22 protein-coding genes and 1 pseudogene are annotated in these 25,239 nt (G+C 59.3%); 20 read left to right on the forward strand and 3 right to left on the reverse strand.

All coding sequences use genetic code 11. The features are described from left to right. Positions 1-76 precede the first annotated feature (76 nt). The 9 genes from ASG55_RS03950 (at position 77) to flhB (ending at position 7,184) form a co-directional block, all read left to right on the forward strand. The gene (locus ASG55_RS03950) at positions 77-1,441 is read left to right on the forward strand and encodes a flagellar hook-length control protein FliK (RefSeq protein WP_056783814.1); all 1,365 of its coding nucleotides are present in this window, start codon (positions 77-79) and stop codon (positions 1,439-1,441) included. Between the two features lie 338 nt (positions 1,442-1,779). Beyond that, positions 1,780-2,283: a flagellar basal body-associated protein FliL gene (gene fliL, locus ASG55_RS03955; RefSeq protein ID WP_016771071.1), complete on the forward strand. Its 504-nt coding sequence runs from the start codon at positions 1,780-1,782 to the stop codon at positions 2,281-2,283. A 9-nt stretch (positions 2,284-2,292) separates the two neighbouring features. Further along, positions 2,293-3,261, forward strand: coding sequence for a flagellar motor switch protein FliM (gene fliM, locus ASG55_RS03960; protein WP_003222890.1), 969 nt, complete (start codon positions 2,293-2,295; stop codon positions 3,259-3,261). 55 nt (positions 3,262-3,316) lie between these two features. Beyond that, complete coding sequence (fliN, locus tag ASG55_RS03965) at positions 3,317-3,775, forward strand: flagellar motor switch protein FliN (RefSeq protein WP_016771070.1); 459 nt, start codon at positions 3,317-3,319, stop codon at positions 3,773-3,775. Then, positions 3,776-4,228, forward strand: a complete 453-nt coding sequence (gene fliO / locus ASG55_RS03970) for a flagellar biosynthetic protein FliO (protein ID WP_056783817.1) — start codon at positions 3,776-3,778, stop codon at positions 4,226-4,228. After that, positions 4,228-4,986 carry a flagellar type III secretion system pore protein FliP gene (gene fliP, locus ASG55_RS03975; protein ID WP_016771068.1) on the forward strand — a complete coding sequence of 253 codons (759 nt, stop codon included), beginning with the start codon at positions 4,228-4,230 and terminating at the stop codon, positions 4,984-4,986. Before fliO ends, fliP begins: the two co-directional genes overlap by 1 nt. Then, a complete protein-coding gene (gene fliQ, locus ASG55_RS03980; protein WP_016771067.1) occupies positions 4,983-5,252 on the forward strand; it encodes a flagellar biosynthesis protein FliQ in 270 nt (89 codons plus the stop codon). The genes fliP and fliQ overlap by 4 nt, the downstream gene beginning before the upstream one ends. A 3-nt stretch (positions 5,253-5,255) precedes the next feature. Further along, the gene (gene fliR, locus ASG55_RS03985) at positions 5,256-6,041 is read left to right on the forward strand and encodes a flagellar biosynthetic protein FliR (protein ID WP_016771066.1); all 786 of its coding nucleotides are present in this window, start codon (positions 5,256-5,258) and stop codon (positions 6,039-6,041) included. Positions 6,042-6,044: 3 nt separating this feature from the next. Further along, entirely contained in the window at positions 6,045-7,184 is a 1,140-nt protein-coding gene (gene flhB / locus ASG55_RS03990; RefSeq protein WP_016771065.1) for a flagellar biosynthesis protein FlhB, read from the forward strand. A 133-nt stretch (positions 7,185-7,317) separates the two neighbouring features. Here the strand turns inward: flhB and ASG55_RS03995 are convergent, their stop codons facing one another. Then, positions 7,318-9,024: a hypothetical protein gene (locus ASG55_RS03995; RefSeq protein WP_056783820.1), complete on the reverse strand. Its 1,707-nt coding sequence runs from the start codon at positions 9,022-9,024 to the stop codon at positions 7,318-7,320. A gap of 400 nt (positions 9,025-9,424) precedes the next feature. Here ASG55_RS03995 and ASG55_RS04000 point away from each other — a divergent pair, with 400 nt between their 5' ends. Continuing rightward, positions 9,425-9,661: a hypothetical protein gene (locus ASG55_RS04000; RefSeq protein ID WP_056783821.1), complete on the forward strand. Its 237-nt coding sequence runs from the start codon at positions 9,425-9,427 to the stop codon at positions 9,659-9,661. Between the two features lie 294 nt (positions 9,662-9,955). On the opposite strand, the gene ASG55_RS04005 is transcribed toward ASG55_RS04000, so the two are convergent. Together ASG55_RS04005 and ASG55_RS04010 are read right to left on the reverse strand one after the other, a co-directional pair. Continuing rightward, positions 9,956-12,265 (reverse strand): hypothetical protein, encoded by a 2,310-nt coding sequence (locus ASG55_RS04005; RefSeq protein WP_056783824.1) that lies wholly within the window; start codon positions 12,263-12,265, stop codon positions 9,956-9,958. 276 nt (positions 12,266-12,541) lie between these two features. Then, positions 12,542-12,897: pseudogene (locus ASG55_RS04010) on the reverse strand (DUF6124 family protein). A 619-nt stretch (positions 12,898-13,516) separates the two neighbouring features. Here ASG55_RS04010 and flhA point away from each other — a divergent pair. The 10 genes from flhA to motD all read left to right on the forward strand — a co-directional run bounded on the left by flhA (position 13,517) and on the right by motD (position 25,199). Continuing rightward, entirely contained in the window at positions 13,517-15,646 is a 2,130-nt protein-coding gene (flhA, locus tag ASG55_RS04015) for a flagellar biosynthesis protein FlhA (RefSeq protein ID WP_056783827.1), read from the forward strand. 11 nt (positions 15,647-15,657) lie between these two features. Continuing rightward, positions 15,658-16,998 carry a flagellar biosynthesis protein FlhF gene (gene flhF, locus ASG55_RS04020; protein ID WP_024012117.1) on the forward strand — a complete coding sequence of 447 codons (1,341 nt, stop codon included), beginning with the start codon at positions 15,658-15,660 and terminating at the stop codon, positions 16,996-16,998. A 116-nt stretch (positions 16,999-17,114) separates the two neighbouring features. Further along, positions 17,115-17,945 carry a flagellar synthesis regulator FleN gene (fleN, locus tag ASG55_RS04025; protein ID WP_016771060.1) on the forward strand — a complete coding sequence of 277 codons (831 nt, stop codon included), beginning with the start codon at positions 17,115-17,117 and terminating at the stop codon, positions 17,943-17,945. After that, entirely contained in the window at positions 17,942-18,682 is a 741-nt protein-coding gene (gene fliA, locus ASG55_RS04030; RefSeq protein ID WP_016771059.1) for an RNA polymerase sigma factor FliA, read from the forward strand. Before fleN ends, fliA begins: the two co-directional genes overlap by 4 nt. 167 nt (positions 18,683-18,849) lie before the next feature. After that, complete coding sequence (locus tag ASG55_RS04035) at positions 18,850-19,221, forward strand: chemotaxis response regulator CheY (protein WP_161986607.1); 372 nt, start codon at positions 18,850-18,852, stop codon at positions 19,219-19,221. An 18-nt stretch (positions 19,222-19,239) separates the two neighbouring features. After that, on the forward strand, positions 19,240-20,028 hold the full coding sequence (locus tag ASG55_RS04040) for a protein phosphatase CheZ (RefSeq protein WP_016771058.1): 789 nt from the start codon (positions 19,240-19,242) through the stop codon (positions 20,026-20,028). A gap of 53 nt (positions 20,029-20,081) precedes the next feature. Next, positions 20,082-22,361 (forward strand): chemotaxis protein CheA, encoded by a 2,280-nt coding sequence (locus ASG55_RS04045; RefSeq protein WP_056783830.1) that lies wholly within the window; start codon positions 20,082-20,084, stop codon positions 22,359-22,361. A 49-nt stretch (positions 22,362-22,410) separates the two neighbouring features. Then, entirely contained in the window at positions 22,411-23,556 is a 1,146-nt protein-coding gene (locus ASG55_RS04050) for a protein-glutamate methylesterase/protein-glutamine glutaminase (RefSeq protein ID WP_056783833.1), read from the forward strand. Further along, positions 23,556-24,296 (forward strand): flagellar motor protein, encoded by a 741-nt coding sequence (locus tag ASG55_RS04055; protein ID WP_016771055.1) that lies wholly within the window; start codon positions 23,556-23,558, stop codon positions 24,294-24,296. The genes ASG55_RS04050 and ASG55_RS04055 overlap by 1 nt, the downstream gene beginning before the upstream one ends. Positions 24,297-24,308: 12 nt before the next feature. After that, entirely contained in the window at positions 24,309-25,199 is an 891-nt protein-coding gene (motD, locus tag ASG55_RS04060; RefSeq protein WP_016771054.1) for a flagellar motor protein MotD, read from the forward strand. The last annotated feature ends 40 nt before the right edge of the window (positions 25,200-25,239 follow it).

Below are 25,239 nucleotides of genomic sequence, written 5' to 3' on the forward strand. Positions count from 1 at the left end.
CTGGCCAAACTGGCCCGGCACTTGCAGTCAACTTGCTCAACTGTACCTACGATCCCAGTGCAGCGGAGACCGTGTCATGCCTGCGACCCCCAACATTCTTCTTCAGACCGCCGCTCAGGCCAAGGCGCAAGCCGCCTCTGCCAAATCGTCGGCAATGGCCGCAGACGCCGGGGACAAGGCCTCCAGCTTCGCCAAAGTGTTTGCCGATCAGGCGCCGGCCAAGCCCGCCGTGAGCGCTGACAATTCAGTCAAGCCGGCACGCGATAAGGTCGCGGACAGCAGCGGCAAAAAGGATATCGGCAAAGAGCAGTCTGCCGCGCCCGAGCCAGCAGTTGCCGATAGCGGCAAAGCGTTGCCTGCCGACAAGGCGTCGAGCGACGACGCGACAGCGACTGCCGATGACACCACTGAAACCGTACAAACCCCTGTGGCCGATGCCGCGCCTGTAGACCCGGCCCTTGATCCGGCCTTGGCGCAAGTCGTTCAGCCCTTGGTGGCAGCGCCTGTGGTGCAAGCACCAACAGTCACCACGCCAGCCCAGCCGGAAACCGAAACGCCTGCACTGGCGGTCGTGTCGGGCATGGTCAAAGATCCGGCGGCCACCGACAGCGATTTCGATCCATCGGCCGACCCGCTCGACTCGATGCCGGCCGTGCGCATGGCGATGGAGCAGGGCGGGCATATTTCCGCCGCCAGTCAGGCGCAACCGAAAGCCACGCCTGCTCAAGCTCAGGCTGACGGCGAATTGACCGCCGCGCAGAACTTTGCTGCCGGCATGGCCAGCATGCTCGACGTGCAGGCCGACAAGGACAGCACCAGTCAGGGCGGCGAACAAGCTTTCAGCGGGCTGATCGACGATGGTCTGAAGGATCTGAAATCGGCTACCAGCGACACCCGCGTCGATGACTTCGCCAACCGTCTGGCGGCACTGACCCAGGCCGCTACGCCGAAAACCGCCAATGCGCTGCCGGTGAATCAGCCGATCGCCATGCACCAGAGTGGCTGGACCGAAGAAGTGGTCAACCGCGTCATGTACCTGTCCAGCGTCAACCTGAAGGCCGCCGACATTCAGTTGCAACCGGCGGAGCTGGGGCGTCTGGATATCCGCGTGAACATGGTTCCCGATCAGCAGACCCAGGTCACCTTCATGAGCGCGCACCCGAGCGTGCGTGAAGCGCTCGACAGCCAGATGCACCGCCTGCGCGACATGTTCAACCAGCAGGGCATGGGCCAGGTGGACGTCAACGTCGCCGACCAGAACCGTGGCTGGCAGGGGCAGCAAGGTCAGGAACAGGCGCAGCAGGGGCAGAGTGGCCGGACCAGCGCTGCGGGTGGCCGCTTGGATTCGGCGGATGAGGAATTGGCACCGGCTACTGTCGCTGAAGTGGCGGCGCAGACTACCAGCGTAATTGGCAGCAGCGCGGTCGACTATTACGCCTGAGCAAATCAAGAGCCCCCTCACCCTAGCCCTCTCCCAGAGGGAGAGGGGACCGATTGGGGAATCTTGAAGAACTACGCCGACCTGAACGAGCATCGCTGAATCCGTTCGACATTAGGCGACCTGTTGATTCCCGCCCTGAACTTGCAATCACCTCGGTTGTGCAGGTCGATGTCCAGCCCCATTACATCTCGGTCGGCCCCCTCTCCCTCAGGGAGAGGGCTGGGGTGAGGGTGCTTTTGACTTTAGCGTCGTTCTCGACCTCCGACACTTCTGGCATAACACTTGCTCTTGCCTTGCCGTGCGACTGTGAAACCCCCGATTAGTGACGGATTATTGGCATGGCGAAGAGCGAAGCTGCAGCAGTAAAAGACCCCGCAACCAAAGGCAAACTCAAGCTGATCATCGTGATCGTGCTGGCGTTGCTGGTGGCCATTGGTGCATCCGTCGGGGCGACCTGGTTCTTCATGCACGGCGCGCAGAGCAAGCCTGCCGAGGCCGCTGAAGCAGCGCCGGTCGGCAAGCAGGCGGCGATTTTCGAGCCGATGGCGCCGGCCTTCGTGGCCAACTACAACCAGAACGGCCGTCAGCGCTACATGCAGGTGAGCATCACCATGCTGGCGCGTAATCAGGCCGATCTGGACGCGCTCAAAGTGCACATGCCGGTTATCCGCAACAACCTGGTAATGCTCTTCTCCGGTCAGGATTTCGCCACACTGGCGACCCCGGTCGGCCAGGAGATGTTGCGCCAGAAGGCCACCGCCAGCGTCCAGGAAGTGGCGCAGAAAGAACTGGGCAAAGTGGTCATCGAACAGTTGCTTTTCACTAATTTCGTACTGCAGTAGGAACACGACATGGCCGTGCAGGATCTGCTGTCCCAGGATGAAATCGATGCGCTGCTGCATGGCGTCGATGATGGTCTGGTACAGACCGATAATGCTGCCGAACCCGGCAGTGTCAAAAGCTACGACCTGACCAGCCAGGATCGCATCGTCCGTGGACGCATGCCGACGCTGGAAATGATCAACGAGCGCTTTGCCCGCTACACCCGCATCAGCATGTTCAACATGCTGCGCCGCTCGGCGGACGTGGCTGTCGGTGGCGTGCAGGTGATGAAGTTCGGCGAATACGTGCACTCGCTGTACGTGCCGACCAGCCTCAACCTGGTCAAGATCAAACCGCTGCGCGGCACCGCGCTGTTCATCCTCGACGCCAAACTGGTGTTCAAGCTGGTGGACAACTTCTTCGGTGGTGACGGCCGTCACGCCAAGATCGAAGGGCGGGAATTCACTCCGACCGAACTGCGCGTAGTGCGCATGGTGCTCGAGCAGGCTTTCGTCGATCTGAAAGAAGCCTGGCAGGCGATCATGGAAGTCAATTTCGAGTACATCAACTCGGAAGTGAACCCGGCCATGGCCAACATCGTCGGCCCGAGCGAAGCGATTGTGGTCTCCACCTTCCACATCGAACTCGATGGCGGTGGCGGCGATCTGCACGTGACCATGCCGTACTCGATGATCGAGCCGGTGCGCGAGATGCTCGACGCCGGTTTCCAGTCCGACCTCGACGATCAGGACGAGCGCTGGGTCAACGCCCTGCGCCAGGACGTGCTCGATGTCGACGTGCCGATCGGCGCCACCGTGGCCCGCCGCCAGTTGAAGCTGCGCGACATCCTGCACATGCAACCGGGGGATGTGATCCCGGTCGAGATGCCGGAAGACATGATCATGCGCGCCAACGGCGTGCCGGCCTTCAAGGTCAAGATGGGCTCGCACAAAGGCAACCTCGCGTTGCAGGTGATCGAGCCGATCGAGCGTCGCTGAGGCGGCGCTTTCCACCCCCGTATTTAACCGAATTGTTGCCCGCCGAGGACACATGATGAACGACGATATGAACGCGCAGGACGACCAGGCACTGGCCGATGAATGGGCTGCGGCCCTGGAAGAAACCGGTGACGCCGGCCAGGCTGACATCGATGCACTGCTGGCTGCCGACGCAGGCACTTCCAGCTCCAACCGTCTGCCGATGGAAGAGTTCGGCAGCGTGCCGAAGAACAACGATCCGGTGACCCTCGACGGTCCGAACCTGGACGTGATCCTCGACATTCCGGTGTCGATCTCGATGGAAGTCGGCAGTACCGACATCAACATCCGCAACCTGCTGCAACTCAACCAGGGTTCGGTGATCGAGCTTGATCGTCTGGCCGGTGAGCCGCTCGACGTGCTGGTCAACGGCACCTTGATCGCCCACGGCGAAGTAGTGGTGGTCAACGAGAAGTTCGGCATCCGCCTGACCGACGTGATCAGCCCAAGCGAACGCATCAAGAAGCTGCGCTGAGTGAAAAGGTTTCTCTGGGTGCTGCTGGCATGGCCGTTGGGCGTGCTGGCTGCCGAACCGGGCGCAACCACTGCCGGGCCTGCCGCCACCGCGCCAATGGTCAATAGCGGCGTGGCCGGTCAGTTGACGCAACTGGTGTTCGGTTTGCTGCTGGTGCTGGGTTTGATCTTCTTCCTCGCCTGGCTGTTGCGCCGCGTGCAGCAGGCGGGGCCAGCGGGCAAGGGCCAGGTAATCGAGCTGATCGGCTCACGCGCGCTCGGTCCGCGTGACCGCTTGATGCTGGTGCAGGTCGGCAACGAGCAGATTCTGCTCGGCCTCAGCCCCGGCACCATCACCGCGCTGCACGTGCTCAAAGAGCCGGTCGAAGTCCCCACCGCCAGTGAAAAAGCGACGCCGGAATTTGCTCAGCATCTGCTGAAGATTCTTGGCAAGGACCAAAAGGATACGAAGTAATGGGTGCGCTCCGCATCGTCTTGACGCTGGTCCTGTTGCTGGCCGCGCCGCTGGCGTTCGCCGCCGATCCGTTGTCGATCCCGGCGATCACGCTGGGCACCAATGCCGACGGCGCGCAGGAATATTCGGTCAGTCTGCAGATCCTGCTGATCATGACCGCGCTGAGCTTTATTCCGGCGGCGGTCATCCTGATGACCAGCTTCACGCGGATCATCATCGTCTTCTCGATCCTGCGTCAGGCCCTCGGCCTGCAACAGACGCCGTCGAACCAGATCCTCACCGGCATGGCGCTGTTCCTGACGCTGTTCATCATGGCGCCGGTGTTCGACCGGGTGAACAACGACGCGCTGCAACCGTATCTGGCGGAAACCCTCACCGCCCAGCAAGCGGTGGAAAAGGCTCAGGTGCCGATCAAGGACTTCATGCTCGCGCAGACCCGCACCAGCGATCTGGAGCTGTTCATGCGCCTGTCCAAGCGCACCGACATTGCCAGCCCGGATCAGGCGCCGTTGACCATTCTGGTGCCGGCGTTCGTGACTTCCGAGCTTAAAACCGCCTTCCAGATCGGCTTCATGATCTTCATTCCGTTCCTGATCATCGACCTCGTCGTGGCGAGCGTGCTGATGGCCATGGGTATGATGATGCTCTCGCCGCTGATCATTTCGTTGCCGTTCAAGATCATGCTGTTCGTGCTGGTCGATGGCTGGGCGCTGATCATCGGTACTCTGGCCAGCAGTTTTGGAGGTGTTTCGCCATGACGCCGGAAGTCGCGGTCGATATCTTTCGTGAAGCCCTGTGGCTGACCACCATGATGGTCGCCATCCTGGTGGTGCCGAGCCTTCTGGTCGGCCTGCTGGTGTCGATGTTCCAGGCCGCCACGCAGATCAACGAACAGACCCTGAGCTTCCTGCCGCGTCTTCTGGTGATGCTGGTGACCCTGATCATCGGCGGTCCGTGGATCGTGCAGACGTTCATGGAATACATCATCCAGCTGTACAAAAACATTCCGATGGTCATCGGCTAAGCCATGCAATCGCTGCTTCAGCTGACCGACACCCAGATCAGCACCTGGGTGGCGTCGTTCATGTTGCCGCTGTTTCGCGTGGCGTCGATGCTGATGGTCATGCCGGTGTTCGGCACCACCCTGATTCCGCGTCGCGTGCGCCTGTATTTCGCCGTGGCGATCACCGTGGTCATCACCCCGGCGCTGCCGCCGATGCCCGCCGTCAGCCCGCTGGATCTCAGCGGCCTGTTGCTGATTGGCGAGCAGATTCTGGTTGGCGCCGTGCTCGGCTTTTCCCTGCAACTGTTCTTTCAGGCGTTTGCCGTGGCTGGACAGATCGTCGCGATCCAGATGGGTATGGGCTTCGCCTCGATGATCGACCCTACCAACGGCGTTTCGGTGGCGGTGATCGGGCAGTTCTTCACTATGCTGGTGACGTTGCTGTTCCTGTCGATGAACGGCCATCTGGTGGTATTCGAAGTCCTCACTGAAAGTTTCACCACGCTGCCGGTCGGCGGCGGTTTGATGGTTGCGCATTACTGGGAACTGGCCGGCAAACTCGGCTGGGTCCTCGGCGCCGCATTGCTGCTGGTGTTGCCGGCCGTCACCGCACTGTTGGTGGTCAACATCGCCTTCGGCGTGATGACCCGCGCCGCGCCGCAACTGAACATCTTCTCGATCGGTTTTCCGCTGACCCTGGTGCTCGGCCTGTTCATCGTCTGGGTCGGCCTTGCGGATATTCTCAACCAGTATCAACCGCTGGCCAGCGAGGCCTTGCAGTTGCTACGCGAACTGGCACGGGCGCGCTGAGTCATGGCAGAGAGCGAAAGCGGTCAGGACAAAACGGAAGACCCCACGGAGAAGCGCAAAAAGGACTCCCGTGAGAAGGGTGAAATCGCCCGTTCCAAAGAGCTCAACACCCTCGCCGTGATGATGGCCGGCGCCTCTGCGCTGCTGATTTTCGGCGGCATGCTTGCGCAAGAAATGATGGACGTGATGCGCCTGAACTTCACCCTGTCCCGCGAAGTGGTCATGGATCAGGGCGCCATGGGCCGGTTTTTGCTGGAGTCGGGCCTGATCGCCTTGCTAGCGATTCAGCCGGTGATGATAACCCTGTTGCTCGCCGCCATCATCGGGCCAATCTCCCTGGGTGGCTGGCTGTTCGCGGCAAGTTCGCTGGCACCCAAATTCAGCCGGATGAACCCGGCCGCCGGCCTCAAACGGATGTTCTCGTTCAAGGCTGTGGTCGAACTGCTCAAGGCCCTGGCCAAGTTTCTGATTACCTTGGGCGTGGCGCTGTTGGTATTGTCCGCCGACGTCGACGACTTGCTGCGCATCGCCCACGAACCACTGGACATGGCGATCATTCACAGCGTCCTGCTGGTGGGCTGGAGCACGCTGTGGCTGGCCTGCGGTCTGATAATCATCGCCGCCGTCGACGTGCCGGTGCAGATCTGGGAGAGCATGAAGAAGCTCAAGATGACCAAGCAGGAAGTGCGCGACGAACACAAGGACCAGGAAGGCCGCCCCGAGGTCAAGCAACGCATTCGCCAGACCCAGCGCGAAATGTCCCAGCGACGGATGATGGCGGCGATTCCCGAAGCCGACGTGGTCATCACCAACCCGACCCACTACGCGGTCGCGCTCAAGTACGACTCGGAGAAGGGCGGCGCACCGGTGCTGCTGGCCAAGGGCAGCGACTTCATCGCCCTGAAAATCCGCGAAATCGCAGTGGCCAACAACGTCATGCTGCTCGAGTCGCCTGCGCTGGCCCGCTCGATCTATTACTCAACTGAGCTTGAGCAGGAAATTCCCGGTGGACTGTATCTGGCGGTGGCGCAGGTATTAGCCTACGTCTACCAGATCCGCCAACACCAGGCGGGCAAGGGCAAGCGACCGGACCCGCTCAAGGATGATCTGCCGATTCCACCGGACTTGCGTCGGGATTCTTGACCGAACTGTACAAAATAAAAAACGCCGTCCCGATTGAACGGGACGGCGTTTTTTTATGCCGCGGCGTTTTTGATGGGCGCGCGGACTTTCAGTGCTACGAAGATGTGCACCTATTTACCCCATCAAGTTTCAACTAGTCGGTGCTGCTTGAAGGTCCTATCATTTCGGCGGCATCTACCACCTCTTCACTACTGCTCATCGCTCCCATTCCTCCCGGATAATTCAACGAAAAACTCAACCCGGCACCGGGGTCGGCTGTTTGCGCCAGCCACTCGAAATTTCGGGTATAGGTGTTGTAAACCTCCCCCGAGGCTCCATTGGTGTTGCCGGTCCAGGCTCTGTCCAGGTGAGGGTACTGTGGACTTCCACGCCATGCGAACCAAGGCTGAGAGAAACAACGCTGCATGACCGCACGGATTTCCGGCGTTAAGTACACCGCACCTCCTTGCGCCAGTGATTGAAGGTATCTCTGATAAGTCCAACCCCCGCCTCCGTGTACCACCAGGGAGTAGACGTTTGAGACCTTGACTGTATAGCGGACCTCCCCAGCCTGCTGGTCGGTGATGATGATGTTTGCCTCACCGTTGCCCATTCCCGTCGCCTTGCCACTTGCGTCAACTGCTGCGACGGCGGGACTTGAGGACTTGTAGGTATAGGGCGGGTGACCCCCGATAGCCACGCGAATCTTTGTGTTACCAATCGCATCGACACCATTGAGGTGTGGGCAGTAACCACTTCTAACCATTACTCCGTCCAGCACCATCAGCGTCATGTCCACTGAAAGTGGTTGGATACTCACAGTCAGCAGTCGCACGTTGGAATAGACCGAGGTCGGGTGGTACAGCGATTTAGCATACAAGCGGTGGCCGCCGACGGTGACGGTGATCGTGTGCTGCCATGACCCGTCAATTGGACTGGCGGTCACTTTGCCCTTGGACTCTGCGCTCGGACCACTACCGTCGAAAATTTCGATCTCCTTCCCTTTACTGGCGGTGCCCTTGAGTACCAATGTGGTGCTGGTGGTGCTGGCACCCTCCGGCACTTCTTTATTGTTGGCGTCCAATACGTTGGTTAGCGTCGGGGCCGGCAATTTCTCTTTCAGACGAATGTTCACCGTCTCGTTCGGCGATTCGCCAAATTGTCCCAATTGATCAGTTACCTCGAAGTTGGCGTTTATCTCGCCGTCAACAAAGTTCTCAAAATCAGCTGTATACAGCGTCTTGCTCACTGGTGCCGAGGGATCCGTAACGTCCAACGTGAACGTCGCATTGCCTAGCTTCAATATCACTTGATCGAAAGGTTCTTTGGTCGTGTAGCGCATTTCGAACGTGACACCGTTTTGTGCCAATTCAGGGGTAATGCCATTGGCGATCACCTCGGAAGGAATAATCAGCTTGAAATTGGCGTGAGGGTGCAGGTGGTACAATACCGACAATATTTCAGATTTTTCTTTATTACCGCCGAGCCGTTCGACAACGTAATGTAGCGTGTTGATGCCGTTTACGAACTTGGATTTCGGGGCGTACAGCACGACTCGTTTATTTTCCTCGCCGGGCTTGACAGTGTAGCTGTCCACGGGTGTCGATCCATCATTGATAAACAACGCGACTGAATCGTACTCGGCCAGTGGTGCAACGCCTCGATTTAGTAGTTCAGTCCACGGATCAACCACACACGGCACGCTTTCCGGTGGGGTGGTGAATAGGCGTCTCGGAACGCCGCCATGAGCAAGACCGGAGGGTTTCACCGGTGTCACCCAGCCGGGTATGAATACCGGGACCAATTTCAAAACTTCAATCACCTCGTCGGATTGGGTGTCGATGGTTGATTCAGTGTCCATGACGCGCTCCTGGCCCTTGAGAGGCAGGCAAATGGGTGAAGCGCTATCACATACTCGTCTGTGAATTTTGGCCACTGTCATATCTGACAGGTAAATGCATGTTTCAGACAAACGGTTAGAGCTTCGTCGCCGGATGAGACACGAAGCGTCTCGGACTGCTGGCGCAAGGGCAGCGAATTCATCGCCTTGAAAGTCCGCGAAATCGCTTTGGCCAAGAATGTCATGCTGCTTGAGATGCCGGATTTGCGTCGGGATTCTTGATGCTGCTGCGCAGCCATTGGTCTGAGGCCTCCCTTTACTGTCAACTCTGACAGGTGTGCTCGTCGTGATTTTGCAGTTTGATGCAAGATGCTGCCGCGCACTGGCGCGGTCAGTCGAGCGAGTGCAAGGGAGCGCGACCATGAAAGGTATTTTCAGCAGCTACGATGAAAAAACCGGCAAAGGCACCATCACGCCGAAGCCCTCGGGACGATGCCTGTCCTTTGCCGAAGCCACGGGTTTTTTTCTGACGGCCAAAGAGTACCGGTTCAGCATTCCATTGGCTGAGGCCTTGCAGGCGAAGATCAAAGTGGGCGGCGAAGTCGAGTTCGAATTGCCCAGGACCAAAAATGGGAAAGTGAAAATCCTTCGGTATTGACCGGCAGTTTGCCCTCATCGCCAAACACCTGAAAAGAAAACCGCCGTCCCGATTGATGCGCAGCGGCGGTTTTTTTGGGCGATTATTGCCTGCCAGTCAGCCTTCGCGAGCAAACTTGATTCCACTTGTAATGCGATCAACCGTCGAAAGTGAGCCTGCTTGCTAAGGGGTCATCCCGGTCAGGAAAACAACCAAGTTCAAGCCCCGCTGTTCTAGATCACTGGTTAAATAAATCCGTTCCCTTTACTCCTGTCCCCTTTTCTCTCAATTCTGATGAGGCGAAGCGTCGACTCACTACCGCAAACACAAGACAGTGTGTCCAGGGCTAGAATGATAAGCATGCTCTCTCCACCCTTGTCCTTCGTTGTACAACCCCCAATACAAACTAACGTCTGAGCGAATTCCATAGCCAGCGAACTGAGTCACAAAAAATTTAGTCCGGAACAAAACCAGGTCTGACGTTTTTACAGCACGGCCATTCGCATTGACCCACTGATCAATCTTTGAATCAGCTATAAGTGATGGTGAGACAATGCATTGTTCGACGTTGCTTACAGAAACAGAAATTGAGGCATGTTGGCCTGAGCTATCTCTTACATTGATGGTGGTGCTGCCATTACCTTCACTCCAGATTAACCCGACGTCATTGACGTTTGCGATTTTTGGATTATCCGATTGATAAGTAATTTGACCCACTCCTCCTGACGCTTGACGATTTGCTGAGGCTCCAGACGGATGAACACCCGTAAGGCGCCATCTATCGATGTACTGACCACTGGTATTCACGATTGACACTGTCCTGCCTGACAACTCTAAAGGTGAATCATCTATGATGAGTTTTGCACGTACCTTGAGGCCTACATTTAGACTAGGGAACAGAGTAGCTTCGTTTTTGTCCCCGTTGGTGCTGAATCCAACACTAATGTCCACGCGAAGAGATCCATCAACAAGGCGGTCTAGTTCCGAACGCAAAAGCGTTCTGCTCAATTTACCTGGCATTTCAATTTCAATTCCATTAGCCAACGAAATTTCGTAGTCCGATCCATCATCTTTTTTTCCTACGCAAAGCAGCCAGAACTTTTGTCCCTTTGCCATGGCTGTCCAGGTATCGACTGTCACAGTCGCATCGCCATCAAAAGTCGATAAATCAAGTACTTTTCCTCCGTCCGGCCCAATTGCTTGGAGAATTACGGGTGTCGGCAAACGCGGGTCTCCATCAGCGATTGTCATGACATCAAACCTGACTGTTGGTGATTCTCCAGCCGGAACTCCGGTACGAATCAAATCCCACCGCAACTCAATCGCCTTGCCATGCCAAGCCGCCAGAAACGCAGCGCTCAATGAAATCTCTGCAATCCCACCAACAAAATCCACCACCGGAAACGGCGGCGCACCGGCCGGCGCGTTCACCTGGACGAATTGAGCTTTATCGTCTTTCTCTGCTGCGAAACCTGTTATCTGAAGCTTCACTCCATCCGGATTAGCCAAAACGTCAATCGGCACAGTGGGCGGGGTCAAGGTTGGGGGTGGCAGGTCAAGTTGCAGGCCAATGACGGTATACACCTGATCCGGAAACCGCGTGGCGCTAGCGAAGTCATTGCTCTTGTCCTCCGATACCCAGAATTCCAGTTTCAACAGCGATCCTTCTTTCAATTCTTTCAGAAAAGCTATGAGCAGCGGTTTATCCCAGAACCCCTGACTGACCCAGGTCGCATTCACCTTGTGGGTGTCACCATTCCAGAATTGCAGGACGTGTGCCGAGCCGTCAGGTTTCTGGCCGGTGAGCTTCAACCACACCTGCTGACCGACCTGGATTCCCGTCCAGTTGCGTGCTCGCAGCGTGGCGTCCTGGCCCCTCAGTGCGGCCACGTCGAGCATGCCGTCCACGGCCTCAGCGATTATCGGCGAGTTGTACACCTTCTGATTGGCGGTGATAGTGATCGGGGTCGTCGCCGACTCATTGTTGTTGGTCAATTGATCGCGCACCCTGGCGAAGACCGAATGGGTGCCGTCGCCAATCAACTGCAATTCGGCAGCCGTCAGGGTATGGTTGATCGGGCTTGTGGGGTTGGCAAATGTGATGCTCCAGGTGCCTATGGTGAGCGTGACCGTGTCGTGAGGCCGTGGGTAACCGACGATGATCGTGATGACTGCCGTCTGCCCCGGTGCGACGCTGGGTGGATGGCTGACGGTGACGGTAGGCGCCGGGTTGTTGTAGAGCAGCTTGAGTGTGGGTGAGTCAGCGTCGTTACCGCTGGCTCGGGTCACTCTGTAGCGGACATCGTTGAGACCGTTTGTGAACCAACTCGCCGGCACGCGCAAAAGAATGCGTTCCTGCTCCTCACCGGGATAGATGGTTTTGCTGATGCCGGTGTTGACTCCGTTGACAAAAATAGTCACGACGTCATAAGCCGCCATGACCCAGTTCCGCAAGCCGGTTATGGGGTCGATGACAAGTTCTACCCCAGATGGAGTGAATGCCGAGAGAGGAAGGCCACCATCGGCAGTACCTGGAGGCAGCACCGGTGTTATCCATTGCGGGGGGTACACGGGATACAAGGCCAGGGCAGCGTTGGCTTCGGTTGAATGGACTTGAACGCTCATTCTGTTCTCCAGGAACAATGGCAGGCAAGGTTCATCACAACGCAGAACGAGGCGCCCGTCACCTGTCAGATCTGACAGGTGGGGACGGTTTTCCGACCAATGGTATCGCTGAAGGAGTGGGCGCTCCTGCGCCGCCGAGAGGCCTAGCTCGCGCGAGCTGCACTCGACAGGATCTTCAGCCGCTGCAAGATTTGCATCCAAGAAGATCAAAATGTGGGAGCGCGCTTGCTCGCCAAAAGGCCGGCTCTCTCACTCGAATCACTCAGCCGAACCGCATCATCCAGGCAACTCCAGATTATCCAGCACCCGATTTACCGCCAGTTCCCCGAGCATGATCAGTTGCGCAATCCCCAGCAGCGTCCTGCGCTGCGACGCCGGTATGAGATGGGCGAAGTCATGGGCGATGGTTCTGGCTGAGGCGAGTGTTTCGCTGGCATCGGCCAGCAGTTCCTCGTTTTTGAAGTCCGCAGTGACGGCGTACATCCGGCGGGTTTTGCGTGGCGGTGGGGTAGGGGTGGGCAGAGGTAGTGATCGAGGGCGCGATCGGCGGCTTCGTGGAGTTTTTTTGAATCGAGGGATTCGTAGGGGGAGGTGGGGGCGGATTCGGGCGGGTTGGGTGTGGGTTTGATCATGGTGAAGCTCCTATATAAGTGGAGCCGTCAGGCACTGTCGCTAAACAGTAAGGTGGCGGCTGTACGCAGGTTAGCGAACCGGTTATAGGCACCCGGCAGACCCGAAGGTCTCCCACATACAGCCACCATGGCGCAGTCGCAGATACTGAACCCGCGACAAAGCATGGAACGCTGATGCACCTATTCAAGATCCGGGTCGCTAAACCCGATCGCTGATTCGTCAGCGACCGGACCACAATAGAATCCGACCCCCAGGTGCACAAGCCGGCGGATTCTGGCTTGGCTGTAGGCAATGGCGCAAGGATTTGTAGCCTTGAGACCGTGTCTGGAGGTGTCTTTTAAACAGCTTCGTTTAAATCGACAAAATGCGCCGCATTCGATGGCCTCTTCGCGAGCAGGCTCGCTCCCACAGGGGCCGTATTCCAAATGTCCGATTGGGAATGCATGTCAAACTGTGGGAGCGAGCCTGCTCGCGAAGGGGCCAGCCCAATCAGCCGATAAATCCCAAGTAAAACCGCTCTATTTCATTCCCCGGCAAAAGTTGGAAAGCTTCTTGCAGTAGCCGCCCTGCGCCCGTTCGGGGCGTCAAAAGTTTGCTTTAAAGGAACGGGGAAAACCGGTGGATCGCACTCAGTTATTCAATACAGCACGCACCAACGTTGCCGACCTCAGTCGAGGCAATCTGGGCGTGCCGTTGTTGCTGCTGGTCATGCTGGCGATGATGATGTTGCCGGTACCGCCGTTCCTGCTCGACGTCTTCTTTACCTTCAACATTGCCCTGTCCATCGTCGTCCTGCTGGTCTGCGTGTACGCGCTGCGGCCGCTGGATTTCGCCGTGTTCCCGACGATTCTGCTGGTGGCGACGTTGCTGCGACTGGCGCTGAACGTGGCCTCGACGCGGGTGGTAATGCTCCACGGTCAGGACGGCCATGCCGCGGCTGGTAAGGTGATTCAGGCGTTCGGTGAGGTGGTGATCGGCGGTAACTACGTGGTCGGTATCGTGGTCTTCGCGATCCTCATGATCATCAACTTCGTCGTGGTGACCAAGGGTGCCGGGCGGATTTCCGAGGTGAGCGCGCGCTTCACCCTCGATGCGATGCCCGGCAAACAAATGGCGATCGACGCCGACCTCAACGCCGGCCTGATCGACCAGAATCAAGCCAAGTCGCGCCGTCAGGAAGTCGCCCAGGAGGCGGAGTTCTACGGTTCGATGGACGGTGCCAGCAAGTTCGTCCGTGGTGACGCCATCGCCGGCCTGCTGATTCTGTTCATCAACCTCATCGGCGGCATGGCCGTGGGTATCTTCCAGCACGGCATGAGCTTCGGCGATGCGGGCAAGGTTTACGCCTTGCTGACCATCGGTGACGGTTTAGTGGCGCAATTGCCATCACTGTTGTTATCTACAGCAGCGGCGATCATGGTGACCCGTGCTTCCGGCTCGGAAGACATGGGCAAGCAGATCAACCGCCAGATGTTCGCCTCGCCGAAAGCGCTGGCCGTGGCCGCTGGTTTGATGGCGGTGATGGGTCTGGTGCCGGGCATGCCGCACTTCTCCTTCCTGAGCATGGCCGCGCTGGCTGCGGGCGGCGCGTACCTGTTCTGGAAAAAGCAGAACGTTGCCAAGGTTGTCGCGATGGAAGAGGTCAAGCGTCAGCAGGAACTGCTGCCGTCGCCAGCCCGCGCCATGGAAACCAAAGAGCTGGGCTGGGACGACGTGACGCCGATCGACATGATCGGCCTGGAAGTCGGCTATCGCCTGATTCCGCTGGTAGACCGCAATCAGGGTGGGCAATTGCTCGCGCGGATCAAGGGCGTGCGCAAGAAGCTCTCGCAGGATCTGGGCTTTTTGATGCCGACCGTGCACATCCGCGACAACCTCGATCTGGCGCCGAGCGCTTACCGCCTGACGCTGATGGGCGTGATTCTCGCCGAGGCCGAGATCTACCCGGACCGCGAACTGGCGATCAACCCCGGCCAGGTGTACGGCTCGCTCAACGGGATCAACGCCAAAGATCCGGCTTTCGGCCTGGAGGCGGTGTGGATCGAAATCAGCCAGCGCGCCCAGGCGCAATCGCTCGGCTACACCGTGGTTGACGCCAGCACCGTGGTCGCCACGCACTTGAACCAGATTCTGTACAAGCACTCCAGTGAGCTGATCGGCCACGAGGAAGTGCAGCAACTCATGCAATTGCTGGCCAAGAGCTCGCCGAAACTGGCGGAAGAGCTGGTGCCGGGCGTGGTTTCGCTGTCGCAGTTGCTCAAGGTCCTGCAAGCGCTGCTCGCCGAGCACGTGCCGGTGCGCGACATTCGCAGCATCGCCGAAGCGATCGCGAACAACGCCGCGAAGAGTCAAGATACCGCCGCGCTGGTCGCCGCTGTGCGGGTCGGCGTATCCCGTGCAATCGTCCAAAGCATTGTAGGCACTGAGTCCGAGCTGCCTGTAATCACATTGGAACCAAGGTTGGAACAGATATTGCTCAATAGTCTGCAGAAGGCAGGACAAGGCTCGGAAGAGGGCGTTCTGCTGGAGCCGAGCATGGCCGAGAAGCTGCAACGTTCGTTGATCGAAGCGGCCCAGCGGCAGGAAATGCAAGGCCAACCGGTGATCCTGCTGGTAGCAGGCCCGATTCGCGCGATGCTCTCGCGTTTCGGCCGCCTCGCAGTGCCAGGGCTGCATGTACTGGCCTACCAGGAAGTACCGGACAACAAGCAAGTGACCATCGTTGCGACAGTAGGGCCCAACGGCTGAGGTAGTGGTTTATGCAAGTTAAGCGTTTTTTCGCCGCCGATATGCGTCAGGCCATGAAGCTGGTTCGCGATGAGCTGGGCGCTGATGCCGCCATCATCGGCAACCGCCGCATCGCCGGCGGCGTCGAGTTGACGGCGGCTCTGGATTACAAATTGTCGGCGCTGGCGCCACGGGTTCCAAACATGGAACTCGAAGACGAGCTGCGCAAGACCCAGTCGCGCATCGTCACCGCCCAGGCCGAGCTGAGCCTGCGTGGCGAAGCCGACGGCAACACCAATCAGCAGTTGTTCGCCGGGCTGCCGTTGACCGCAGGCCTGCCGCTGACTGCTGCCGAACCGCTGAGCGAGCCGACCTACGCCGCACCGACGCGCCCGGCCGCAGCGCCTGCGCAGGCCTCGGCGGGTGTCGATCCGCGTGCACTGGATTCGATGCGTTTTGAATTGAACAGCTTGCGCGAGCTGATGGAAGTGCAGCTCGGCACCCTGGCCTGGAATCAGCTGCAAGGCAGCCGTCCGGCCCAGGCCAATCTGTATCGCCGTCTGCAGCGCATCGGCCTGTCCGGCCCGCTGTCGCGCGATCTGTTGGCGATGATCACCGATATCGAAGAACCCCGTCAGGCCTGGCGCATGCTGCTGGCGCACCTGGCGCGGATGATTGCCGTACCGGAAGTCGAGCCGCTGGAAGAGGGCGGTGTGATTGCCATGGTCGGCCCCGCCGGCATGGGCAAGACCACGACGCTGGCCAAGCTCGCCGCGCGTTACGTGCTCAAGTACGGCGCGCAGAACGTTGCACTGGTGAGCATGGACAGCTTCCGCATCGGCGCGCAGGAACAATTGAAAACCCTCGGGCGCATCCTCAACGTGCCGGTAACGCACGTCGATCCGGGTCAGTCGCTGGTGCAGGCATTGGATCCACTGCTACGCAAACGCGTGGTTTTGATCGATACTGCCGGCCTGCAAGCCAGTGATCCGGCGTTGCGCATGCAGCTTGAGAGCCTGGCCGGGCGTGGCATTCGCTCAAAAAATTATCTGGTCCTGGCAACCACCAGCCAGAAACAGGTTCTAACCGCCGCTTATCACAGTTACAAGCGTTGCGGGCTGGCCGGCTGCATCCTGACTAAACTGGATGAAACGGCCAGTCTCGGCGAAGTGTTGAGCCTGGCGATCAGTCATGAATTGCCGGTCGCGTACCTGACCGATGGCCCACGGATTCCGGATGATCTGCATCTGCCGCGTCGTCATCAATTGGTCAGCCGCGCCGTCAGCGTGCAAATGCAGGAAGAACCCAGCGAAGAAGCCATGGCTGACATGTTCGCTGATATCTATCACAGCCCGACCAAGCAGGTTGGCTGAGGTAATCATGAACAGTTTTTGTACCTACATCGATGGTCTGCCACGCATTGTTCCGATCAGGAACGCGCAGCCAGTAATGTGGCCTCCGTCTATGCAAGACAAGGTAAAGAAATAACATGGGCAGCATGCATCCCGTACAGGTGATCGCGGTGACCGGCGGCAAAGGTGGCGTCGGCAAGACTAACGTGTCAGTGAACTTGTCGCTGGCGCTGGCAGAGCTTGGCCGTCGGGTCATGCTGCTGGACGCCGACCTGGGCCTGGCGAACGTCGACGTTCTGCTGGGGCTGACACCCAAGCGCACACTGGCCGACGTTATCGAAGGCCGTTGCGAACTGCGCGACGTGCTGTTGCAAGGCCCGGGCGGGATTCGCATCGTGCCGGCGGCCTCCGGCACGCAGAGCATGGTGCACCTGAGCCCGGCGCAACATGCCGGCCTGATCCAGGCGTTCAGCGACATCGGCGACAATCTCGACGTGCTGGTGATCGACACCGCTGCGGGTATTGGTGACTCGGTAGTCAGTTTCGTTCGTGCCGCGCAAGAGGTGTTGCTGGTGGTCTGCGACGAGCCGACTTCGATCACCGACGCTTACGCGCTGATCAAGTTGCTCAACCGCGACTACGGCATGAACCGCTTCCGCGTGCTGGCCAACATGGCGCAGAGCCCGCAAGAAGGGCGCAACCTGTTCGCCAAGTTGACCAAGGTCACGGATCGCTTCCTCGACGTCGCCCTACAATACGTCGGCGCCGTGCCATACGACGAAAGCGTGCGCAAGGCAGTGCAGAAGCAGCGCGCCGTCTACGAAGCCTTTCCCCGTTCCAAGTGCGCACTGGCCTTCAAAGCCATCGCCCAGAAGGTCGATACCTGGCCGCTGCCCGCCAACCCGCGCGGGCATCTGGAATTTTTCGTCGAGCGTCTCGTGCAGCAAACCGCAGGGCCTGTGATATGACCGCCAGTGGCATGAATCTTTACAAAAAGTCGGCGCGTGACGCGCAATACGAATTGATCGAGCGTTACGCGCCACTGGTCAAGCGCATTGCCTATCACTTGCTGGCGCGCCTGCCGGCCAGCGTGCAGGTCGAAGACCTGATCCAGGCCGGGATGATCGGTTTGCTGGAAGTCTCGACCAAATACGACGCCAGCAAAGGCGCCAGTTTCGAAACGTACGCGGGCATTCGAATCCGCGGCGCGATGCTCGATGAAGTGCGCAAAGGGGATTGGGCACCACGCTCGGTTCACCGTAATACCAGGATGGTCAGCGACGCGATTCGCTCGATTGAAGCTAAAACCGGCCGTGACGCTAAAGATCACGAGGTTGCGGCCGAACTCCAATTGAGTCTCGACGATTACTACGGGATTCTGAATGACACCTTGGGCAGTCGCCTGTTCAGTTTCGACGACCTCTTGCAGGACGGCGAACACGAAGGGCTGCACGAGGATGGCGCCAGTGCTCATATGGAGCCGTCACGCGATCTGGAAGATGAACGCTTCCAGGCGGCGCTGGCGGACGCGATTGCCAATTTGCCGGAGCGTGAGCGACTGGTGTTGGCGCTGTACTACGACGAAGAGCTGAACCTCAAGGAAATCGGTGAAGTCCTTGGCGTCAGTGAATCGCGGGTCAGCCAGTTACACAGCCAGTGCGCGGCCCGTCTGCGGGGGCGTTTGGGGGAGTGGCGAGCGCGCTGAAGGCAGTGTGGGGACACTGCGAAACGAGGCTGGTGCGGTGATGAACGGCGCCGGTCTCGATCCGTTGTGCTCCAGACAAACTTTAAGTGCTGCGCCGATTGATTGAAGTGGCGCGTCCAGGTGCTGGGCGCGTTTAAGACTGCTTGGAGGTCGAATTGAACAAAGACATGAAAATCCTCATCGTTGATGACTTCTCAACGATGCGGCGGATCATCAAGAACCTGCTGCGCGATCTTGGGTTCACCAACACCGTCGAGGCCGACGATGGCGTAACCGCCATTCCGGTGCTCAACAGCGGCAGCATCGACTTTCTGGTAACGGACTGGAACATGCCGGGCATGACCGGTATCGACCTGCTGCGTCACGTGCGCGCTGATGAAAAACTCAAGCACCTCCCGGTGTTGATGGTGACTGCTGAAGCCAAGCGCGAGCAGATCATCGAGGCCGCTCAGGCCGGTGTGAACGGTTACGTAGTCAAACCTTTCACGGCTCAAGCGTTGAAAGACAAAATCGAGAAGATTTTCGAACGCATCGGCTGATGAATGCGCGGGGGAGCTATGGAGCATAACGAATCATCACAGGGCGATTTCGAATCGACCCTGAAAAAACACGCGGTCGAACTGGTCGAGAGCCTTGAAAAAGGCAAGTTCGGCGACGCGGTGCAACTGATCCATGAGCTCAATCAGACCCGTGACCGCGGCCTGTATCAGGAAGTGGGCAAGCTCACACGTGAACTGCACAGTGCGATCGTCAATTTCCAGATCGATCCGCACATGCCGCAGGCCGAGGAAGTGTCGCAAATCACCGATGCCACCGAACGCCTGGGCTATGTGGTCAAGCTGACGGAAGCCGCGGCCAACCGCACCATGGATCTGGTGGAAAGCGCCACGCCGGTGGTCAACAGTCTGGCTGATGAAGCGCAGACGTTGAGCGCCGATTGGGGCCGCTTCATGCGTCGCGAGGTCGGGGCTGAAGAGTTCCGCGAACTGGCGCGCCGGGTCGACGGTTTTCTGTCACGCAGCAGCACGGACAACCGTGCGGTGTCGAGCAACCTCAACGACATCCTGCTGGCTCAGGATTACCAGGACCTCACAGGTCAAGTGATCAAGCGTGTGACCCAACTGGTCACCGAAGTCGAAAGCAATCTGCTCAAACTCGTGCTCATGGCCAGTCAGGTCGACCGCTTTGCGGGCATCGAACATGACCGTGCCGCAATGCTTGCTGAAAAAGATCCACAAAAACATCTCTCGCAGGGTGAAGGTCCGCAGATTCATGCCGATAAACGAGAAGACGTTGTGTCCGGTCAGGACGATGTGGACGATTTGTTATCCAGCCTTGGATTCTAGAGTTTCGGAATTCGGGTTTTTTGGGTTTTTAGACCTGTAGGAGCACCCCATTAATGAGCTTCGGCGCCGATGAAGAGATCCTTCAGGATTTCCTGGTTGAGGCCGGCGAGATTCTTGAGCAACTGTCCGAACAACTGGTCGAGCTGGAAAGCCGTCCGGATGATGCAGATCTGCTCAATGCAATTTTTCGCGGTTTCCACACTGTAAAAGGGGGCGCCGGCTTCCTTCAGCTCAATGAGCTGGTGGAGTGCTGTCACATCGCCGAAAACGTGTTCGACATCCTGCGCAAGGGTGAGCGTCGCGTTGATGCAGAACTGATGGACGTTGTACTCGAAGCACTGGACGCGGTGAACAGCATGTTCAGCGAAGTCCGTGAGCGTGCACCGATCACCGCTGCGACGCCGGAGCTGCTGGCCGCGCTGGCGCGTCTGGCCGAGCCGCAATCGGCGGATGAAGCCCCGGCTTCGCCGGTTGCCGAGATGATCGAAGAACTGGTCGTTGAAAGCGACTCCTCGGAAGACATCACCGATAACGAATTCGAACAATTGCTGGACTCGCTGAACGCCGTCAAGGCCCAGGCTGAGGCTCCGGCTGCTGCTGTGGCGCCCGCGCCGGTTGCCGACACGGCGGCCAGCGATGAAATCACCGACGCCGAATTTGAGTCGCTGCTCGATCAGCTGCACGGCAAGGGCCAGTTTGCTGTCGATGCGGTCGCTCCGGCGCCAGCACCAGCGGCTCCGGCTGCGCCTGCTGCAGGCGACAGCTCGGACATCACCGACGACGAATTCGAAGCCTTGCTCGATCAGTTGCACGGCAAGGGCAACTTCGCCGTTGACGCGCTGGAATCGGCCATCGCTTCGGCCCCGGCCGCACCTGCTGCACCGGCAGCCGCTGCGGCGGGCAGCGACCTGATCAGCGATCACGAATTCGAATCGCTGCTCGACGAATTGCACGGCAAAGGCAAGTTTGACGCCAGCGCTGCGACTGCCGGCTCTGCGTCGAGCGTCGCCACGCCAGCGGCGAAAGCTCCGGCTGCCGCTGCTGCGCCGAAACCTGCCGCCAAGCCTGAACCGAAAGCCGAGGCGCCGAAACCGGCTGCCGCTGCTGCACCGGCTCCGGCCCGTGCGCCAGCTGCTGCCCCGGCAGAAAAACCGGCCAGCGAAGCGGAAACCACCGTGCGCGTCGACACCGCGCGGCTCGACGAGATCATGAACATGGTCGGCGAGCTGGTGCTGGTGCGTAACCGTCTGGTGCGTCTGGGCCTCAACAGCGGCGACGAAGCCATGTCCAAGGCTGTGTCGAACCTCGACGTGGTCACCGCTGACCTGCAGACCGCCGTGATGAAAACGCGGATGCAGCCGATCAAGAAGGTCTTCGGGCGCTTCCCGCGTCTGGTTCGCGACCTCGCACGTCAGCTGAAGAAAGAGATCAACCTGGAACTGGTGGGTGAAGAAACCGACCTCGACAAAAACCTTGTCGAGGCTCTGGCCGACCCGCTGGTCCACTTGGTGCGCAACGCTGTCGACCACGGCATCGAGTCGCCGGAAGAACGCGAAGCATCGGGCAAGGCCCGTGGCGGTCGCGTAGTGCTGGCGGCTGAGCAGGAAGGCGACCATATCCTTTTGTCGATCTCCGACGACGGCAAAGGCATGGACCCGAACGTCCTGCGTTCGATCGCGGTAAAACGCGGTGTGATGGACAAGGACGCCGCCGATCGCCTGAGCGATACCGAGTGCTACAACCTGATTTTCGCCCCGGGTTTCTCGACCAAGACCGAGATCTCCGACGTGTCCGGCCGTGGTGTCGGCATGGACGTGGTGAAGACCAAGATTTCCCAGCTCAACGGTTCGATCAACATCTACTCGACCAAGGGCCAGGGCTCGAAGATCGTCATCAAGGTGCCGTTGACCCTGGCGATCATGCCGACGCTGATGGTCATGCTCGGCAATCAGGCCTTTGCGTTCCCGCTGGTCAACGTCAACGAAATCTTCCACCTCGACCTGTCGACCACCAATGTCGTCGACGGTCAGGAAGTGGTGATCGTGCGCGACAAGGCGCTGCCATTGTTCTACCTCAAGCGCTGGTTGGTCAGCTCCGCCGCCCACGAAGAGCAGCGCGAAGGCCATGTGGTGATTCTTTCGGTGGGCACTCAGCGGATCGGCTTCGTCGTCGATCAACTGGTCGGCCAGGAAGAAGTGGTCATCAAGCCATTGGGCAAAATGCTCCAGGGAACTCCGGGCATGTCCGGCGCCACCATCACCGGTGACGGCCGCATTGCGCTGATTCTCGATGTTCCAAGCATGCTCAAGCGTTACGCCACAAAGCGTATTTGAATCCGGGGCGGCGGCGCGATGACGCGCCGCTGCACCTAATGGAGTGTTTATGGCAGTCAAAGTCCTGGTGGTGGACGATTCGGGTTTTTTCCGCCGCCGCGTCTCGGAAATTCTTTCGGCGGATCCGAGCATCCAGGTGGTCGGCACGGCCACCAACGGTAAAGAGGCGATCGATCAGGCCATGGCCCTCAAGCCTGACGTGATCACCATGGACTACGAGATGCCGATGATGGACGGCATCACGGCAGTGCGGCACATCATGCAGCGCTGCCCGACCCCGGTGTTGATGTTCTCCTCGCTTACGCATGAAGGCGCGCGGGTAACCCTCGATGCGCTGGACGCCGGCGCGGTGGATTTCCTGCCGAAGAATTTCGAAGACATCTCGCGCAACCCCGAAAAGGTCAAGCAGTTGCTGTGTGAGAAAGTCCACAGCATCTCGCGCAGTAACCGTCGTTTCAGTGCCTACAGCGCGCCGGCTCCCGCCGCTGCGCCAGCGCCGACGCCTGCTCCGGCAGCGTCGAGCTACGGCAGCCACACGAGCCACAGCAGCCCTGTCCCGGCACGTCCGGCACCTGCGCCTGCGCCTGCCCGTGCATCCGCTGCCAGCGCTTCGTCGCCGGCTCCGAAACGCAAAGCCTACAAACTGGTTGCCATCGGCACCTCGACGGGTGGCCCGGTCGCGCTGCAACGCGTACTGACGCAGTTGCCGGCGAACTTCCCGGCGCCGATCGTGCTGATCCAGCACATGCCGGCGGCGTTCACCAAGGCGTTTGCCGAGCGTCTCGACAAGCTCTGCCGCATCAGCGTCAAGGAAGCCGAGGATGGCGACATCCTGCGTCCGGGCCTGGCGCTGCTGGCGCCGGGTGGCAAGCAGATGATGATCGACGGCCGTGGCGCGGTGAAAATTTTGCCGGGTGACGAGCGTCTGAATTACAAGCCGTGCGTGGACATTACCTTCGGTTCTGCAGCCAAGTCTTACGGCGACAAAGTTCTGGCAGTGGTGCTGACCGGCATGGGCGCCGACGGCCGCGAAGGCGCGCGTCTGCTCAAGCAGGGCGGCAGTTCGGTGTGGGCGCAGGACGAAGCTAGCTGCGTGATCTACGGCATGCCGATGGCCATCGTCAAAGCCGATCTGGCTGACGCGGTGTATGGTCTGGACGACATCGGCAAGCACATCGTCGAGGCGTGTATCTGATGGATGTTCTCAGCCTAATCGGCCTCATCATGGCGTTCGTCGCCATCATCGGCGGCAACTACCTTGAAGGCGGTCACCTCGGCGCGCTGGCCAACGGCCCGGCAGCGCTGATCGTGCTGGGCGGCACGGTCGGTGCTGCGCTGCTGCAATCGCCGATGAGTGCGTTCAAACGCGCCATGCAGATTCTCGGCTGGATCTTCTTTCCGCCGCGTGTCGACCTGGCCGGCGGCATCGACCGCGTGGTCAATTGGAGCCTGACGGCGCGCAAGGAAGGCTTGCTTGGCCTCGAAGGCGTGGCCGACGCCGAGCCTGACAGCTATTCGCGCAAGGGTCTGCAACTGCTGGTCGACGGCGCCGAGCCGGAAGCCATTCGCAGCATTCTCGAAGTGGATTTCTACACTCAGGAATCCCGCGACATCGAAGCGGCCAAGGTGTTCGAAAGCATGGGCGGCTACGCGCCGACCATCGGCATCATCGGTGCGGTGATGGGCCTGATCCACGTGATGGGCAACCTCGCCGATCCGTCGCAACTGGGTAACGGGATTGCCGTGGCGTTCGTCGCGACCATCTACGGCGTGGCCAGTGCCAACCTGATCCTCTTGCCGGTCGCGGCCAAGCTCAAGTCCATCGCGTTGCGGCAGTCGCGTTATCGCGAAATGTTGCTGGAAGGAATTCTGTCGATCGCCGAAGGTGAAAACCCTCGTTCCATTGAGTTGAAGCTGCAAGGCTTCATGGACTAAGGGAATAACCTCATGGCTCGTCGTCGCCACCAGGAAGAACACGTCAATCACGAGCGCTGGCTCGTGTCCTACGCGGATTTCATCACTTTGCTGTTCGCGTTTTTCGTGGTGATGTACTCGATCTCGTCGATCAACGAAGGCAAGTACAAAGTCATTTCCGAAGCGCTGATCGGCGTGTTTACCGACTCCGACCGCTCGCTCAAACCGATTCCGATCGGCGACGAACGACCGAAAACCGTGACTCCGGCCAAGCCGCTGGTCAAGGATGCCGAACAGGTCGACGCCGGTATTTCCGGGGCCAGCGATCCACTGAAAAGCATCGCCGATGACATCAGTGCCGCCTTCGGTGACTTGATCAGCTCCAACCAGATGACCGTGCGCGGCAACGAGTTGTGGGTCGAGATCGAGCTCAATTCCAGCCTGTTGTTTGGTAGCGGCGATGCCATGCCGAGCGACATCGCGTTCAACATCATCGACAAGGTCGCGGCGATCCTCAAACCGTTCGATAACCCGATCCACGTCGAAGGCTTCACCGACGATCAACCGATCCGCACCGCGCAGTACCCGACCAACTGGGAACTGTCCTCGGCGCGCTCGGCGAGCATCGTGCGCATGCTCGCCATGCAGGGCGTAAACCCTGGGCGACTGGCGTCGGTGGGCTACGGCGAATTCCAGCCGGTGGCCAATAACGCCACGGTCGAAGGCCGGGCGAAGAACCGCCGCGTGGTGCTGGTGGTGTCGCGCAATCTCGATGTGCGCCGCAGCCTGACGGGCACCGGAACCGCCAATGCGCAACCGGACGCGGCGTTGAAGCGCGCTGGCACACAAACTGCACCGACCCCGGTCAAGACGCCGGGACGCGAGAGTGCCGTCAATTCTCCGTCGCCCGCATTAACACGCTGAAGCATGTCTCGGCCAATCAACCTGGCCGGGAGGAACGAAC

The organism is Pseudomonas sp. Leaf434 (assembly GCF_001425545.1).
GTDB lineage: Bacteria > Pseudomonadota > Gammaproteobacteria > Pseudomonadales > Pseudomonadaceae > Aquipseudomonas > Aquipseudomonas siliginis.